Here is a 15,513-nt window from a genome sequence, read left to right on the forward strand (position 1 = left end):
CTCCAATGGGTGGATCAGGGAGAATTTTTTCGCAGGTTCGACCAAGCGGGGTCACGACCCGACACCGGCAAACGTTCTTTCACGCGGCCATTGGCGGCGGAAACGTGGAGCGCATCACCTGCGCCCTCTCGTGAACTGTAGGCGACCATGCTGCCATTCGGCGCCACCGTCGGCGACGAATCCAAGCTGCCGGATGACACCACGTTCCACTGTGCACCCGGCTTGTCTTTGTCCATCACCGCGATGCGATAGGCACCACCGGTGCCCTGGCTTACCGCGATCACTTTGCCATCCATCGACACAGCGGGATCCGCGTTGTATTCGCCTTGGAATGTCACCCGCGAGGCGCTGCCGCCGTTCGCACTCATGTGATAGACCTGCGGACGGCCGCCGCGGTCGGAGGTGAAATACACGCCATCCGACGCCACGGCCGGACTGGTATCAATCCCCAATTGCTGCGTCAGACGCGTGGCACCACCGCCACCCGCGCCGATGACATAAATGTCAGGATCGCCGTCCTTGGACAAGGAGACGAACACACGCGAACCGTCCGTCGAGAACGCCGGTGCCGCATTGACGCCTTTGTAGGAGGCCAACGTGGTTTCGCCGCCGCCGTCCACATTTCGGACCTTCACTTCGCTGTTGCCGCTCGCGAACGAGACATAGGCGATCTTGCTGCCATCCGGACTCCATGCCGGAGACATCAACGGCTGGTTGGAAGAATCCAATACACGCACGTTGTAACCGTCGGCATCGGCGATGGCCAGGCTGAAACGCGCGCCTTTGCCGACGCCGCTGGATTGAATGAAGGCCAGGCGGGTCCAGAACGCACCAGGTTTCCCGGTCACTTTCAGGTACACGTCATCGGCGATTTGGTGTGCGATGTCGCGCGCCGCATTGGCGGAGGAAGTCTTGGCAAAACCGAGCACGCGCTGCTGCGTCGAGACGTCGAACAGTTCGTATTCCACGCGCAGGCCGCCACTGGCGCGGCCGATCAAAATGTAGTCTTGGCCGGCGTCTTGCCATGCCTTGAAATCGATATCGCTGCCATTGACCGGGCGCTGCGGCATGTTGGCCACCGGCATCGGCTTGAATTGGCCGGAACGGTTCAAGTCGGCCGCCACGACGGCAGAAACATCGGTCTCGCCGGCACTGCCGCCGAACGGTACAACGGCGATCGGGAGCGCTTCATCACGTCCGCCTATCAGATCCACTTGCGGGTTTTGCTGGGCATGGGCACCGGTTGCCGCCATGAAAAGCACAGCGAGAGACAAGGTACGCTTCATGAAAATTTCTTATCCGTGGGCATGACTTGAGGTTAACGAATACGAACGCGATTGGCTGAACCCGTGTTCAGTCTCGCGCGACACATCCCCTTCACCTTACTTGGACGGATAGAAATTCACGGTGAAATCCCGCGCGTAATCGTTCTCGAAACCCTTGAACGGCAACGGACTCGCTTTCATCACCGCGTCGTGCACGCTTTGTTTCGCCGCAGCTGAATACGGGCACGCCGGTTGCACACTGGCGGAAATCACTTCGCCACCCGGAATGATGCGAATGCGAATCGGACAGGCCTGGTCTTTGGGAATCCCGTCGGGTCGCAACCATTGCCGTTCGATGGCTTTTGCCACGGCATCCAACCAACGTTTCTGATTGCCCGAAGTACTACCGGAAGCATCGCCTTTGCCCACCGAAGACTTGGTGCCGGTGCTCGACTGACCCTTCGGATTACCGGACGTCGTTGCCGCACCACCGCCCTCGATATCCTTCAATTGTTCCGCACGCATGCGCGCCATCGCCTCGGCACGTGCTTTGGCGGCGCCGGTCGGTTGGGTTTGCGGCTTTTGCGTCGTGGATTTCTCCACAGGTTTTGTGACCGGCTTGGCGGCGGGCGCTTTTGCCTGTTTCTCCGGCGCCGCTTTGGCAACTTTGGTTTCGAGCGGTTTCTTCACCACGGGTTTTTCCAACACGGGTGCCGGTGTTTGCACCGGCTTCTCCACTGCTGGCGCGGGCTCGGGTTCCGGTTCCGGTATCGTTTCAGGCAAAGGCGTGGGCATCTCTTCGGACACCACCGCCTCGGGCTCGGGCGTCTCCTGCGGTGCCGGCAGCGGTTCGCCCGCCATGGGCTGCGGCGCCCCGGTGATGGCTGACTGCAAGTCCGAAGGGAGGTCGCCGAACTTCACCATGCTCGCATCGATGCCGGCATCGCCGCCCGCGCTCTCGGTTTTCTTCACCGAATGCCAAGAGAAAAGCAGCGCCGCCAAAATGAGTCCGTGCAACAACACCGACATCGCGGTACCGCGAAACGTGTCATTCCGCCTGCCTTTCATGGCGCCTTGGTTTGCGAGGGAATGCTCATCAATCCGGCCTTGGCCACATGCGCTTCCGACTGCAGCAAGGACAGCACGTCATACACCGTTTGATAACTCGCCGTGCCATCGGCAGCGACATAGACGGGCGCATCCGGATGCGCTTTGGCAAATGCCGACACCTGCGCCACCAGATCTTCTCGCGATAGCGGCGTGTTGCGCAGGGTATCGGCAGTCAGGAACAACTCGCCCGCTGCATTGACGCTGACGATCGCGGGCTTGGTATCGGTCTTAATGGTGCTGGCTTTGGACTGCGGCAAATCCACATTCACGCCCAAGTTCAACAGCGGTGCGGTTGCCATGAAAATAATCAACAGCACCAACATCACATCGATGTAAGGCACCACGTTGATGTCGGCCTTCAACGCACGTTTACGCCTGCGTGTGTGACGAACAGCCATGCGTCAGTCCGGCAGCGGCGAGTGACGCTGAAGAATTGAAGAGAACTCTTCGGCGAAGGTGTCGTAACGCGAGGCGATGCGCTCGACGCGTGTGGCGTAGCGGTTGTACGCCCACACCGCAGGAATGGCCGCGAACAAGCCCATGGCGGTGGCAATCAAGGCTTCGGAAATCCCGGGCGCCACCGTGGCGATCGTGGCCTCTTTCAATTTGGCCAAGCCTTGGAAGGAAATCATGATGCCCCACACCGTGCCGAACAAGCCGATATAGGGACTGATGGAACCGACGTTGGCCAGAAATTCGAGATTGTGCTCGAGGCCATCCAATTCGCGCGCCGTGGTGGCACGCATCGCGCGTTGCGCCGCTTCGATTTGCATGCGGCTGTCGACGTTGCCGCGTTGCTGCAGCAAACGGCGATATTCACGCATGCCGGCCTCGAAAATCGATTCCATGCCCATGCGTGCATCCCCTTTGCGCTCGGCGTCTGCCTGCAAACGGGCCAAATCCGCACCGGACCAAAAGCGTTCTTCAAACGCCTCGGCTTCATTCATGGCGCGATCTATCACGCGTTTTTTGCGAAAGATGATCGCCCAGGACGCAATGGACACGAACAGCAAGATGCCCATCACCAACTGCACCGGGAGCGAGGCATGCAAAATGAGTTGCACGAAATCGATGCCCTCATCAGAGACCGGCCCCTGCGCCGGCAGCACCGTGTCAACCACTTCCTGCAAACTCAATCCACTCATGCATTCCTCGGATTCTTAAGGGTGTCTATCAACGACACGGGAATCGGCGCGGGACGGAAGGTATCCGCATCCACCGATGCCACGCGCACACGCGCTTCGACCAACACTACACCGTCACGTTCGACTGTTTGATTAACGAGCAAACTGGCGCCGCGAAATTCCGTCGGCATGACCGAAACGGTCAATGCATCATCCAAGCGCGCCGGGCTGCGAAAGTCCAACTGCATTGCCCGCACCACGAAAACGATGCCATGCGCGGATTTGACGGCGCGTTGGTCACCGAGCAAATCGCGGACCCATTCACTTCGCGCGCGCTCCATGAAAGCGAGATATTGCGCGTGATACACCACGCCCCCCGCGTCGGTGTCTTCCCAATACACCCGCACCGGCCATTCGAAACGACTCACGCCTCGGGCTCGCCGGCGTCGAATAAATCCGCGGCCGGGGCCTTGGGCTTGAGCCCCAAATGCCGATAGGCGCGGGCCGTGGCCATTCTGCCGCGCGCGGTGCGCACCAGAAAGCCTTGTTGGATCAGGTAAGGCTCGATGACATCCTCCAGCGTGCCGCGCTCTTCACTCAATGCCGCGGCCAAGGATTCGACACCGACCGGGCCACCTTCGAAGAAATCGATGATGACGTTCAACATCCGCCGATCCAACTCGTCAAACCCTTGCGCATCCACTTTCAACATGCCGAGTGCGGCCTGCGCGATGTCGCGACTGATGTGGCCGTCCGCTTTCACTTGCGCGTAATCACGCACACGCCGCAGCAGGCGGTTGGCAATCCGCGGCGTACCGCGCGCTCGACGTGCGATTTCCGACGCACCTTCCGCTTCGCAATGGATACCCAAAATGCCGGCGGCGCGACGCACAATTTGCGTGAGCTCGTCGACCTCGTAAAACTCGAGCCGTTGCACGATGCCGAAACGGTCACGCAAGGGCGCGGTCAAAAGACCGGCGCGCGTTGTGGCGCCGACCAGGGTAAACGGCGGCAAATCCAATTTGATCGACCGCGCGGCCGGACCTTCGCCGATCATGATGTCGATCTGGAAATCTTCCATCGCCGGATACAGCACTTCTTCAACCACCGGCGACAAGCGATGGATTTCATCAATGAACAGCACATCGTGCGGCTGCAGATTGGTGAGCAAGGCGGCCAAATCACCGGCGCGTTCGATTACCGGACCGGAGGTGACACGCAGATTGACGCCCAGCTCGTTGGCAATGACATGCGAGAGTGTGGTCTTGCCAAGGCCCGGCGGCCCGAAGATCAAGACGTGATCGAGCGCCTCGGTACGCGACTTGGCCGCTTCGATATAGATCTGCATCTGCTCACGCACGGGCGCCTGACCGAGATAGTCGGCCAACCGTGCGGGCCGGATCTTGGCTTCGCTGAGATCGTCTTCGCGGGTCGCGCCCGCGCCAATGATGCGTTCGTCACTCATGGTCAGATTGTGACACGCGGCTGTCGCAACAGCCGCGATCAGATACGGACTTGCGCGCCCAATTCCACCAATCGGTTGGACGGAATGCGGAAGAAGCCCGTGGCCGGCGCCGCGTTACGGTGCATCAGGGCGAACAATTTGTCGCGCCACACCGGCATGCCGCGATTGGCGCTGGCCAAGATCGTTTCGCGGCTGGCGAAATAGGTCGTATCCATCGGATCGATGCATATTTCACCCATGTCGGCGCAACGCATCAATGCCTGCGGAACATCCGGTGTTTCCATGAAACCGAAACGGACGATGATCTTGTAGCAACCATCGCCAACACGCACCACCTTCAAACGCTGTCCGGTGTGCGCATAAGGCACCGTCAGGGATTCCACCGTCAAAAACACATTGCGCTCGTGCAGCACTTTGTTGTGCTTCAAGTTGTGCAGCAAGGCGTGCGGCACGACGCCCTTGTCGGCGGTCATGAACACCGCGGTGCCCGGCACACGAATCGGGGGAGACAGCATCAACCCATCAAGGAAGGTGTCCAACTGAATCCCTTCGCTTTGCATTTCCGCGCGCAGCAATTCACGGCCGCGACGCCAGGTGCGCAGCAAGGTGAATGTCACCAGGCCGAGCAGCAGCGGGAACCACGCGCCATCGAAGAACTTCACCCCGTTGGCGATGATGAAGGCGATTTCGACCACGCCGAACAGCACGCAGAGGGGAATGACCCACATGCGTTGGCGCGGCCACAAACGATAGGCAACCAGGCCGAGCAACAAGGTATCGATGAACATCGTGCCGGACACCGAAATGCCGTAGGCGGTTGCCAATCGTGTGGAATCACGGAACGTGAGCACCAACACAATCACGGCGATCATCAAGAACCAGTTGATGCCGGGCACGTAGATCTGGCCGATGGTGTCGCTCGAGGTATGGCGGATCTGCATGCGCGGAATGTAGCCGAGTTGCATGGCCTGACGCGCCACCGAATAGGCACCGGTGATCACCGCTTGCGAAGCCACGACAGCGGCCGCCGTGGCCAATACGACCATGGGGATGCGCGCCCACGCGGGTACGGCCTCAAAGAAGGGATTGGAAACCGACAAAGGGTTGGACAGGATCAGAGCGCCCTGCCCCAAGTAATTCAGCACCAGACAAGGCAGCACGAAGAAGTACCAGGCGTAGCGAATCGGCCGTGCGCCGAAATGGCCCATATCGGCGTACAGCGCTTCACCGCCGGTCACCGCTAACACCACGGCGCCGAGAATGAAAATGCCGTGCCAGCCGTGATCGATGAAGAAGTTCATCCCCCACACCGGGTTCAACGCCTTCAAAGTTTCCGGCGCCTTGGTGATGTTCACTACGCCGATGACGGCGATCGAGACGAACCACAACACCATGACCGGCCCGAACACCTTGCCGACTTTGGCGGTGCCATAACGCTGCGAGGCAAACAGGCAAACCAGAATCACCAACGCAATCGGCACCACCCAATGCTGCAGTGCCGGTGCCGCCACACCTAGACCTTCAACCGCCGAAAGCGTTGTAATGGCCGGGGTGATGACGCCGTCACCGAAGAACAAGGAGGCGCCGAAGATGCCCAAAATACCCACGGCATACGCAGATCTCGACGTTTTCGGCAGCGTCCGTTGCGCCAAGGCCATCAAGGCCATGATGCCGCCTTCGCCTTCGTTGTCGGCATTCATGATGACGGTGACGTATTTCAAGGTCACCACAATCATCAACGACCAGAACGCCAGCGACAGCACGCCCAACACGGTGTCGTGATTGGCGACCAAGCCGTAGTGTTCGATGAAGGCTTCTTTCATGGTGTACAGCGGCGAGGTGCCGATGTCACCGAAGACCACGCCTACCGCACCCATCACCAAGCCGGCCAAACCGCCCTTTACATGGCCGTGGCCGGCATTCGGATCGTGCAATTCGTTTGTGGACACTGTTGCCATTTATAACCCCTGCACCGCTTTCGCTGGCGCCAATGAGCGCCCATGGTACGCCTAACGCAAAGCCTGTTGGAGCGCTTTTCGGATGATGGATTCGGGTGAGTCACCCTCGGCAGACACGGCTTTCGCCATGCGCTCGGCTTCCACCGGCTTGTAACCCAGTTGTTGCAGGGCAATGATGGCCTCGGACAGCGCATCATGGGCCACCGGCCCGGCGCCCAGGGCGGGTCCCGCAGTCGGCAAACTCCGGTCGCGCAGCTCGACCACCATGCGCTCGGCAGTCTTTTTGCCGATGCCGGGCACGCGGGTCAGCGCCGCCACATCCGAAGATTGGATCAATCGTGCGAAGTCACCGACGCTGACGCCGGAGAGCACCGCGAGTGCGATTTTGGCGCCGATGCCACTCACCCGCTGCACATCGCGAAACAGCTGTCGTTCGCTGTCGGTCAAAAACCCGTAGAGCGAGACGCTGTCTTCTTTCTGCGCATAGTGCGTGAACAGTTGAACTTCCTTGCCGATTTCCGGCAATTCATAAAAGGTGCTCATCGGCGCTTCAAGTTCGTAGCCCACACCGTGCACATCCACCACCAACCACGGTGGCTGCTTGTGGATCAACGTGCCTTTCAATCGACCTATCACTGCAAGCTCCGCGGATTCATCGTTTCGACCATGCTTGTCGGATCCCGACACCCAGACGCGACGCGCTCGCACGCACATGCGCGTGCGTAATCGCAATTGCCAAGGCGTCGGCCGCATCTGCTTGCAATTTTTGTTTGATGTTCAACAAAACGCCCACCATATGCTGGACCTGGACTTTGTCGGCCCCGCCCTTTCCGACGAGCGCCAACTTCACTTCCTTGGCAGCGTACTCCGCCACCGGTAGTCCGCGCGTCACGCAGGCAACGATGCCCGCACCGCGCGCCTGACCGAGCTTGAGCGCCGACATGGCGTTGTTGGAGAGAAACACTTGTTCAATGGCCGCTTCATCCGGCGCATAGGTCTCGATCACGCGCCATAGACCTTCGGCCAACAACTTGAGCCGTGCCGGAAAGTCGTACGCTGCCAGCAATACCAAGGCCTCATGATGAACGTGCACCACGCGACCGTCCGCCTGTACATCAATAATGCCGATGCCCGTGCGTTGTGATCCCGGATCGATGCCTAGGATGCGTGTCACGTATCAGGCCGGCAGTTCCGCATTGCTATGGACCGACTGCACGTCATCCAGGTCGTTCAAAAACGCCAGCAATTTTTGAACTTTTTCCGCCGTTTCGCCATCCACCGCAATGTCGTTGTCGGCACGCAAGGTAATTTCGGCATAGCCCGGCGCCAAACCGGCGGCTTCCATGGCGGCCTTGACGTCATTGAACGCATCAGGCGAGGTCAGCACGTCAATCGCGCCATCTTCCGGATACACCACGATGTCGTCGGCACCCGCTTCAATCGCCGCTTCGGTGACGGCATCTTCATCAGCGCCGGCGTCGTAACTCAGCACGCCCAATTTCTTGAACATGAAAGCGACGGAACCTTCGGTGCCCATGTTGCCGCCGAACTTGCCGAATGCGTGCCGCACTTCGGCCACCGTGCGTACACGATTGTCGGTGAGGCAGTCGACGATCACAGCAACGCCGCCGGGCGCATAGCCTTCGTAACGGATTTCTTCGTATTCGACGCCTTCCAATTCGCCCGACGCTTTCTTGATGGCGCGCTCGATCACGTCTTTCGACATGTTGACGCTCAAGCCTTTGTCGATGGCGGTGCGCAAGCGCGGATTGCCACCGGGATCGCTGCCCGCGGTGCGCGTGGCAACCGAAATCTCACGGATGATCTTGGTGAAAATTTTGCCGCGTTGTGCATCTACGGCGTTCTTGCGCGACTCGATCGAAGGACCACGACCCATGGGGTAACCAGACTAGTTGGGAATCCGGAGATTTTACGCGATTGCGCTTCAAGCCAAGGGCTTGCGCAGGATAAATTCCAGATCGTTGGTTTCGCCGACCGGATAGAGATAGTCCCCGGCGTGCTCAAAGCCGAAACGCGCGTAAAAGCGCTGCGCACCGAGGTTTTCACTCCAAACGCCGATCCACAGATTCCGCGGCGCAGAGGCTTCCATCCATGCCATCGCGGTCTCCATCAAGCGGGCGCCCCAACCACCGCTTTGCGCGGATTTGCGCAAGTAAAGGCGCAGCAATTGCATGTCGCCCGGCTGCACCTCGGCATGCGGGATATCGGCCGGGCCGGCATAGGCAAAACCCACCGGCGCACCGTGTGCATCTTCCAACAGCCACGCCGCGTAGCCCAACTCGTTGAAGCCGTCGAGGTAGCCCTTTTCGGTATAGGTATGCGTCAGGTAGTTGGAAAGATCCTCCGGCGAATACAGGTGCCCGAAGGTCTCGACAAACGTGTCCTTGGACAACTGCGTGAGCGTCGCCGCATCGGCGGACGCGGCCCGACGGATGTTGAATGCGGCGCTCATCAACCCTCAGTCCTTGCTGACCGGACGCACTTGGATATGGACCTCAGCCAACTGCGCATCGGCGATCGGCGACGGCGCGTCGGTGAGCAAACATTGCGCACCCGTGGTCTTCGGGAAGGCAATCACGTCACGGATCGAGTCGGAACCCGCCATCAATGCGGCGATACGATCAATGCCGAACGCAATGCCACCGTGCGGCGGTGCGCCGTATTTCAATGCGTCAAGCAGGAAGCCGAATTTGGCCTGCGCCTCTTCCGCACCGATACCGAGCAATTCGAACACCGCGCTTTGCATATCGCTGCGATGGATACGTATCGAGCCACCGCCGATTTCATTGCCGTTCAAGACCATGTCGTAACCACGGCTGACAGCGGTACGCGCGTTTGCGCGCAGGTCGGCAATGTCGTCCACCGCCGGCGCGGTGAAGGGATGGTGCAAGGCGACGTAACGCTGCTCGTCCTCATCCCATTCGAACATCGGGAAATCGGTCACCCACAGGGGTTTCCATTCCGAGGCCACACGACCCAAATCCTGGCCGAGTTTCAAGCGCAGGGCGCCCATGAAATCGCACACCGTCTTGTAGTTGCCGGCACCGAAAAACACCAGATCGCCGTTGCGCGCACCGACGAGTTCAATCAACTGTTTGAAGGCGTCTTCACTGAAGAACTTGGCAATCGGCGAACTGACTTCGCCGTTGTCACCGAGCTTGATGTAGGCCAGACCTTTGGCACCGAACTTGGCAGCGTAAGCGCCGTACTCGTCAATCTGTTTGCGCGAGAAGGCGGCGCCACCCGGTGCACGCAAGGCCACGACGCGTCCGTCTTCATGGTTCGCCCAATCGGTGAACACCTTAAATTCGGAAGTCTTGACGGCCTCCGCCACATCGGTGAATTCCAAATCAATCCGCAGATCGGGCTTGTCGGAACCGAATCGACGCATGGCCTCCGCGTAGGTCATGCGCGGGAACGGCTGGGCGAGTTCGACATCCAGCACTTCTTTGAAAACCTCGCGAATCATGCCTTCGACGGCATCTTGAATATCGCGTTCCTCCACCCAAGCGAACTCCATGTCGAGCTGGGTGAATTCCAACTGGCGATCGGCGCGCAAGGCTTCATCGCGGAAGCAGCGTGCGATTTGGTAGTAACGGTCAAAGCCCGACATCATCAGCAATTGCTTGAAGAGCTGCGGCGACTGCGGCAAGGCATAGAACTCGCCGGCATGCATGCGGGCGGGCACGAGGAAGTCACGCGCGCCTTCCGGGGTGGCCTTGGTGAGGATCGGGGTTTCGATGTCCTGGAAACCGCGCGCGTCCAACCAGTGGCGCAATGCCGACACCAAACGAATGCGCGTGCGCATCTTGCGTTGCATCTCGGGACTGCGCAAATCGAGGTAGCGATATTTCAAACGGGTTTCTTCACCCGGATTTTCGTGATGATGGAATGGCAGGGGTTCTGCCTTGTTCATCACTTCGATTTTTTCCGCGACCACTTCAATGCGACCGGTCTTGATTTTATCGTTGACCGCATGACGCGCACGGACGGTGCCTGTGATGCGCAGACAGTCTTCGTAGCCCACCGCGGCGGCGGCGGCGACAACCTCGGCATTGCCCTCGGTGGCGGCCGGTTCGGCGACGACTTGCACGATGCCCTCGTGGTCGCGCAGATCGATGAAACACACGCCGCCCAAGTCGCGGGCGACATCCGCCCAACCGCACAGGACCACTTGTTGACCGATCATCGATTCGTCAACAAGACCGCAAAAATGGCTACGCATGCAAAGACAACTCCGAATAGGCAGGGCACTGCCCCTGGGGGCAGCGAACCCCGTATTTTAGCGCGAGCCGGCGGCCTGACCCAAATTTGGCTATCCTTCGTTATCGGGGGCTTTTCTGCTGGGGTTGGGCTTGTTGCAAGGGGTTTTCCACGGGATGCGGGTTGAATTGGCGAGGCTGCTGGATCGCGCCTTTCCACCGGCCCTGCCCGACGGCCTGCAACGGGAGTACTACCGCACGAATTACCGCTTCGCCCGCCTGCCTTTGATTTTGCTCGGCCCGTTCGGGGCGCTCGCCACCTTGGCGCTGCTGGCCTTGAACGACAACTTCCGTCCGAGAATGTGGCAAGTTCTGATGCACCCCGCCGTGCTGACTGCCATCGTTTTCACATTGGTGGCGTGGGGCGCGATGATCCGATCGCGACGCATCACTAATTTCGGACGCGCCTGTCTGGCTTTCATGCTGGGGGTCTACGTCCTGCTCGGCGTCATCTGCTACGAATACCCGGCCCTGACCCCGTCAGTGATTTTGCAGATGATGATCTGGCAACTGACCATTGCGCCACTCGTGGTCCGTACCGGCACCTTCGTGGCCACGCTGACGATCTCGATCACCGCGCCCCTTGTTTTCATGACGTTTTCCGGCGCGTCGCCGGCCACTTGGCTGTCGCTGATTTGCTATCTGATTCCGATCTGTGCGGTGGCGACGATCGTGTATCGGGCCTGCAATCGCCTGCGCCGTGAGACCTATCTGTCCAACATCAACATGCGCGAATCGGCGTTCACCGATTCACTGACCGGCATGTTGACGCGGCGCCGCTTCATGGAATTGGCGAGCCGCAGCATGCGTTTTTCCGAAGGCGCCAAGACACCGGTCTGCGCCTGCTTCATCGATCTGGATGACTTCAAGCAAATCAACGACCGCTACGGCCATGCCTTCGGTGATCGGGTGTTGAGTGAGGCGGCCATGTGTATTCGCGCCATCGGCGGCCACATCCGCGAGGCGGATACCACGCTGCAAGCCCGACACATCATTTCGGGACGTGTCGGCGGTGAAGAGTTCGCGCTGATGATGTTCGGGCACTCGATGGCCGAGGCGATGGAAATTGCCGACGAAGTGCTGGCGCGCGTTCGCCGCATTGACGTGGACGGCGTGCGGGTATCCACCAGCATCGGCGTGGCCTGTGCCCGCACCGACGAAAGCATGCGCGGCTTGTTGCATCGCGCCGACATGGCCCTGCTCGACGCCAAATCTCAGGGCAAGGACCGGATCGTCGCGTCGCCCGGCGGCCACGCCGACTGACTCAATCGTCTTTTTTGGCCGCAGGTGCCGGTGCAGGCGCGGGGCTCGACGCGTCACCCACCAGATTGCGCTTCTTGTCGCCGTCTTTCTTGAAGTCGGTTTCATACCAGCCGCCGCCCGCCAAACGGAAACTCGGCGCTGTCACCTGCCGCTTGACCGTCGCCTGACCGCAAGACGGACAAGTCTCCGGATCGGCGTCGGACAGTTTCTGCAGCTTGTCGAAAGTGTGTCCGCATGACGTGCAAATGAAGGCATAAATGGGCATGGGCATTCCGTGAAACGTGGGTCGCTGCAAAGTTTGGGGGCGAAGCGGCGTCAGTTCAAGGCTGCGTGTTCACGGTCGGGTCGCTGCCGGCTCGTTATGTTGGTAGCCGTGTTCCGGAACTTTGATGCCCATGAACGACGTCCACGTGAAAAATACCGGCCTGATTTCCGCGTTGGTCTTGGCCCTTGGCATGATCGGCGGCGGATTTTTGGTGGGCCACGGCCTGAAGGACTTCCGCAGCGGCGATCGCTTTGTGACCGTCAAAGGCTCTGCAGAGAAAATCGTCGATGCCGACTTGGTCGTGTGGCCGCTGGCCCATACCGTCTCCGGCAACGATCTCGGCGTTTTGCAGCGCGAACTTGAAACGCGCACGCAAACCATCCGCAATTTCTTCAAACAGGCGGGTTTCGGCGATGACGAAATCTCGGTTGCGCCGGCGTCTTTGGAAGATCGCTGGGCGTATGCCTACGGCGACAATCGTTCGCCGGAGCAGTATCGCTATTCGACCACGGTGACTTTGCGCACAAGCAAGGTGCAGAAGGCCATGGAAGCCTTGCGACGCACCGGCGACCTCTTGGCGCAGGGCGTGGTGCTCGGCGGCAACGGCGGGCAGGATGCGGCACCCTCAGGCCCGCAGTTTGACTTCACGCAATTGAATTCGGTGAAGCCGAAGCTCATCGCCGAGGCGACGGCCAACGCACGCAAATCCGCCGAGCAATTCGCGAAGGATTCCGGCTCATCTGTGAGCGGCATCCGTTCGGCGAATCAAGGTGTGGTCTCGATTGAAAATCGCGATGCCGGCAGTCCCCACGTCAAGAAGATCCGTGTGGTGACGACCGTCGACTATTTCCTGAAGCACTAAGCCTGATCGTATAACGACAACAGCACGGCTTCGGCCGTTTCCAATTGCTCGCGCAAACGCGCTTGCGCTTCCGACAAGCGCGCAAGCTCGCCGGCATTGGCGTAGGTTTCCGGCAGAGCGAGCTGCGCATCCAACTGCACGAGCTGATCTTCGAGTTCCGCCACGCGTTGCTCGGCTTCTTTCAGCTTGTACGGATTCTGTTTGCCTGATTTCTTCGGCGCGGGTGCAGGCGCGGGCGCGGGTGCAGCCGGCGCGGCTACCGGTGTTTTCGCACCGGAATCCGATGTCGGTTTGCTACGCAGCCAGGCCGCATAGTCATCGAGGTCGCCATCGAAATGTTCGACCACACCGTCGTGCACGCGCCAATAGGTATCGCTCACCAAGCCGATCAAGTGTCGATCATGCGAGACCATCACGATCGCCCCCTCAAAAATGCTGAGCGCTTCTGCCAACGCCTCGCGCATTTCCAAATCCAAGTGGTTGGTCGGCTCGTCAAGCAGCAGCAGGTTGGGTTTGGTCCAAGCAATCAATGCCAAGGCCAAGCGCGCCTTTTCACCGCCGGAGAAGTTGTCGATCACTTCGAAGGCGCGATCGCCCGGGAATTGCCAGCCGCCGAGAAAGTTGCGGAAGTCCTGCACCGACGCATTCGGTGCGATTTCCTTCAAATGATCGATCGGCGAGAACCCTTCGATCAATGATTCAACGGTGTGCTGTGCGAAGTAGCCGATGCGCAAATCCGGATGCGCCGTTCGCTCGCCGCTCATCGGCGCGAGCTCACCCACCAGGGTTTTCACCAAAGTCGATTTACCCGCCCCGTTGATCCCGAGCAGACCGATCCGATCGCCGGCCTCGAGGCCGAAATTGACGTCGCGAAGGATGCGCGCGTCCTCGCCGTAACCGCAATCCACATGGCGCAAGCGCAACAGCGAATTCGGCAGCTTCAAGGGCTCGGGCAGATTGATATGGACGCCGCGTTCGGCGCGCACTGCTTCCGTGCCGGAGAGTTTGGCCAAGCGCTTCATGCGGCTCTGCGCCTGTCTTGCCTTGCTCGCCTGCGCTTTAAAGCGATCGATGAAGCTTTGCAAATGCGCGCGTTCGGCCTGTTCTTTTTCGAAGGCAATCTGTTGCTGGCGCAAATGTTCGGCGCGTTGGCGTTCAAACGCGGTGTAATTTCCGGCATAGAGTTTGGCTTTGCCGTCATGCAAATGCAGGATGTGCGTGGTGACGTTGTCGAGAAACTCGCGGTCGTGCGAGATCACCAACAGCGTGCCGTCATAACGCTTCAACCAATCTTCCAGCCACACCACGGCATCGATGTCCAAGTGGTTGGTGGGTTCGTCCAGCAGCAGCAAATCGCTCGGCGTCATCAGGGCGCGCGCGACGTTCAGGCGCACACGCCAACCGCCGGAGAAATCTGAAACGGGTGTCTCGTGCGTGGACTGGGGGAAACCCAGACCGTGCATCAACTTCGCCGCCCTCGCCTCGCCGTCATAGGCGTTCAATTCTGCGAGCAAATGGTGGGCTTCAGCCACTGCCTCCCAATCTTCGGCGAGCATGGCATCTCGCTCGGCTTTGACCGCGGCATGCACGGCGGCATCACCCGACAACACAAAGTCCAGCGCCGGGTCGGGCAGATGCGGGGTTTCCTGCGCCACGCTGGCGACCCGAGCCTTGCCGGGTACGTCCAGATCTCCCTTATCCGGCTCCACTTCACCGAGCAACGCCGCAAACAGCGAAGACTTGCCGGCGCCATTGCGCCCGACGACGCCGACGCGATAGCCCGCATGCATGGCCAGGTCCACGTCGGACAAAAGGAGGCGCTCGCCGCGACGCAGCGAAAAATTTCGGAAGGAGATCATCCCGCTATTTTATCGCGGAAAGAACGGAGGGCAGTCATCCTGCCCTCCTTTTTTGTCAC

At 59.8% G+C, this 15,513-nt stretch carries 16 protein-coding genes; 2 read left to right on the forward strand and 14 right to left on the reverse strand.

The features are described 5' to 3' along the window. Positions 1–14 precede the first annotated feature (14 nt). The 12 genes from tolB to aspS all read right to left on the reverse strand — a co-directional run bounded on the left by tolB (position 15) and on the right by aspS (position 11,168). Positions 15–1,286, reverse strand: coding sequence for a Tol-Pal system beta propeller repeat protein TolB (tolB, locus tag H8L67_RS08550; RefSeq protein WP_220379413.1), 1,272 nt, complete (start codon positions 1,284–1,286; stop codon positions 15–17). Between the two features lie 96 nt (positions 1,287–1,382). Further along, on the reverse strand, positions 1,383–2,333 hold the full coding sequence (locus H8L67_RS08555) for a cell envelope integrity TolA family protein (RefSeq protein WP_220379414.1): 951 nt from the start codon (positions 2,331–2,333) through the stop codon (positions 1,383–1,385). Then, positions 2,330–2,773 (reverse strand): ExbD/TolR family protein, encoded by a 444-nt coding sequence (locus tag H8L67_RS08560; RefSeq protein WP_220379415.1) that lies wholly within the window; start codon positions 2,771–2,773, stop codon positions 2,330–2,332. The genes H8L67_RS08555 and H8L67_RS08560 overlap by 4 nt, the downstream gene beginning before the upstream one ends. A gap of 3 nt (positions 2,774–2,776) precedes the next feature. After that, complete coding sequence (gene tolQ, locus H8L67_RS08565; protein WP_220379416.1) at positions 2,777–3,520, reverse strand: protein TolQ; 744 nt, start codon at positions 3,518–3,520, stop codon at positions 2,777–2,779. Continuing rightward, complete coding sequence (gene ybgC / locus H8L67_RS08570) at positions 3,517–3,927, reverse strand: tol-pal system-associated acyl-CoA thioesterase (protein ID WP_255555949.1); 411 nt, start codon at positions 3,925–3,927, stop codon at positions 3,517–3,519. Before ybgC ends, tolQ begins: the two co-directional genes overlap by 4 nt. Next, entirely contained in the window at positions 3,924–4,964 is a 1,041-nt protein-coding gene (ruvB, locus tag H8L67_RS08575) for a Holliday junction branch migration DNA helicase RuvB (protein WP_220379417.1), read from the reverse strand. Before ruvB ends, ybgC begins: the two co-directional genes overlap by 4 nt. A 38-nt stretch (positions 4,965–5,002) precedes the next feature. Next, complete coding sequence (locus H8L67_RS08580; RefSeq protein ID WP_220379418.1) at positions 5,003–6,922, reverse strand: potassium transporter Kup; 1,920 nt, start codon at positions 6,920–6,922, stop codon at positions 5,003–5,005. 51 nt (positions 6,923–6,973) lie between these two features. Beyond that, a complete protein-coding gene (ruvA, locus tag H8L67_RS08585; RefSeq protein ID WP_220379419.1) occupies positions 6,974–7,558 on the reverse strand; it encodes a Holliday junction branch migration protein RuvA in 585 nt (194 codons plus the stop codon). A gap of 16 nt (positions 7,559–7,574) precedes the next feature. Further along, positions 7,575–8,096: a crossover junction endodeoxyribonuclease RuvC gene (gene ruvC / locus H8L67_RS08590; RefSeq protein WP_220379420.1), complete on the reverse strand. Its 522-nt coding sequence runs from the start codon at positions 8,094–8,096 to the stop codon at positions 7,575–7,577. Between the two features lie 3 nt (positions 8,097–8,099). Beyond that, positions 8,100–8,819, reverse strand: coding sequence for a YebC/PmpR family DNA-binding transcriptional regulator (locus tag H8L67_RS08595; protein WP_220379421.1), 720 nt, complete (start codon positions 8,817–8,819; stop codon positions 8,100–8,102). 48 nt (positions 8,820–8,867) lie between these two features. Continuing rightward, the gene (locus tag H8L67_RS08600; protein WP_220379422.1) at positions 8,868–9,395 is read right to left on the reverse strand and encodes a GNAT family N-acetyltransferase; all 528 of its coding nucleotides are present in this window, start codon (positions 9,393–9,395) and stop codon (positions 8,868–8,870) included. A 6-nt stretch (positions 9,396–9,401) separates the two neighbouring features. After that, entirely contained in the window at positions 9,402–11,168 is a 1,767-nt protein-coding gene (gene aspS / locus H8L67_RS08605; protein ID WP_220379423.1) for an aspartate--tRNA ligase, read from the reverse strand. A 130-nt stretch (positions 11,169–11,298) separates the two neighbouring features. On the opposite strand from aspS, the gene H8L67_RS08610 reads away from it, so the two are divergent. Further along, positions 11,299–12,468: a GGDEF domain-containing protein gene (locus H8L67_RS08610; protein WP_220379424.1), complete on the forward strand. Its 1,170-nt coding sequence runs from the start codon at positions 11,299–11,301 to the stop codon at positions 12,466–12,468. Between the two features lies 1 nt (position 12,469). Here H8L67_RS08610 and H8L67_RS08615 read toward each other — a convergent pair whose 3' ends face one another. Continuing rightward, positions 12,470–12,733 carry an FmdB family zinc ribbon protein gene (locus tag H8L67_RS08615; protein WP_220379425.1) on the reverse strand — a complete coding sequence of 88 codons (264 nt, stop codon included), beginning with the start codon at positions 12,731–12,733 and terminating at the stop codon, positions 12,470–12,472. Between the two features lie 130 nt (positions 12,734–12,863). Here H8L67_RS08615 and H8L67_RS08620 point away from each other — a divergent pair, with 130 nt between their 5' ends. Continuing rightward, positions 12,864–13,595 carry an SIMPL domain-containing protein gene (locus H8L67_RS08620; protein ID WP_220379426.1) on the forward strand — a complete coding sequence of 244 codons (732 nt, stop codon included), beginning with the start codon at positions 12,864–12,866 and terminating at the stop codon, positions 13,593–13,595. Here H8L67_RS08620 and H8L67_RS08625 read toward each other — a convergent pair. Further along, complete coding sequence (locus H8L67_RS08625) at positions 13,592–15,454, reverse strand: ABC-F family ATP-binding cassette domain-containing protein (protein ID WP_220379427.1); 1,863 nt, start codon at positions 15,452–15,454, stop codon at positions 13,592–13,594. The genes H8L67_RS08620 and H8L67_RS08625 overlap by 4 nt on opposite strands. Positions 15,455–15,513 lie beyond the last annotated feature (59 nt).

Origin of the sequence: Lysobacter soyae, assembly GCF_019551435.1 — a bacterium.
In the GTDB taxonomy this organism is placed as follows: Bacteria; Pseudomonadota; Gammaproteobacteria; order Xanthomonadales; family Xanthomonadaceae; genus Solilutibacter; species Solilutibacter soyae.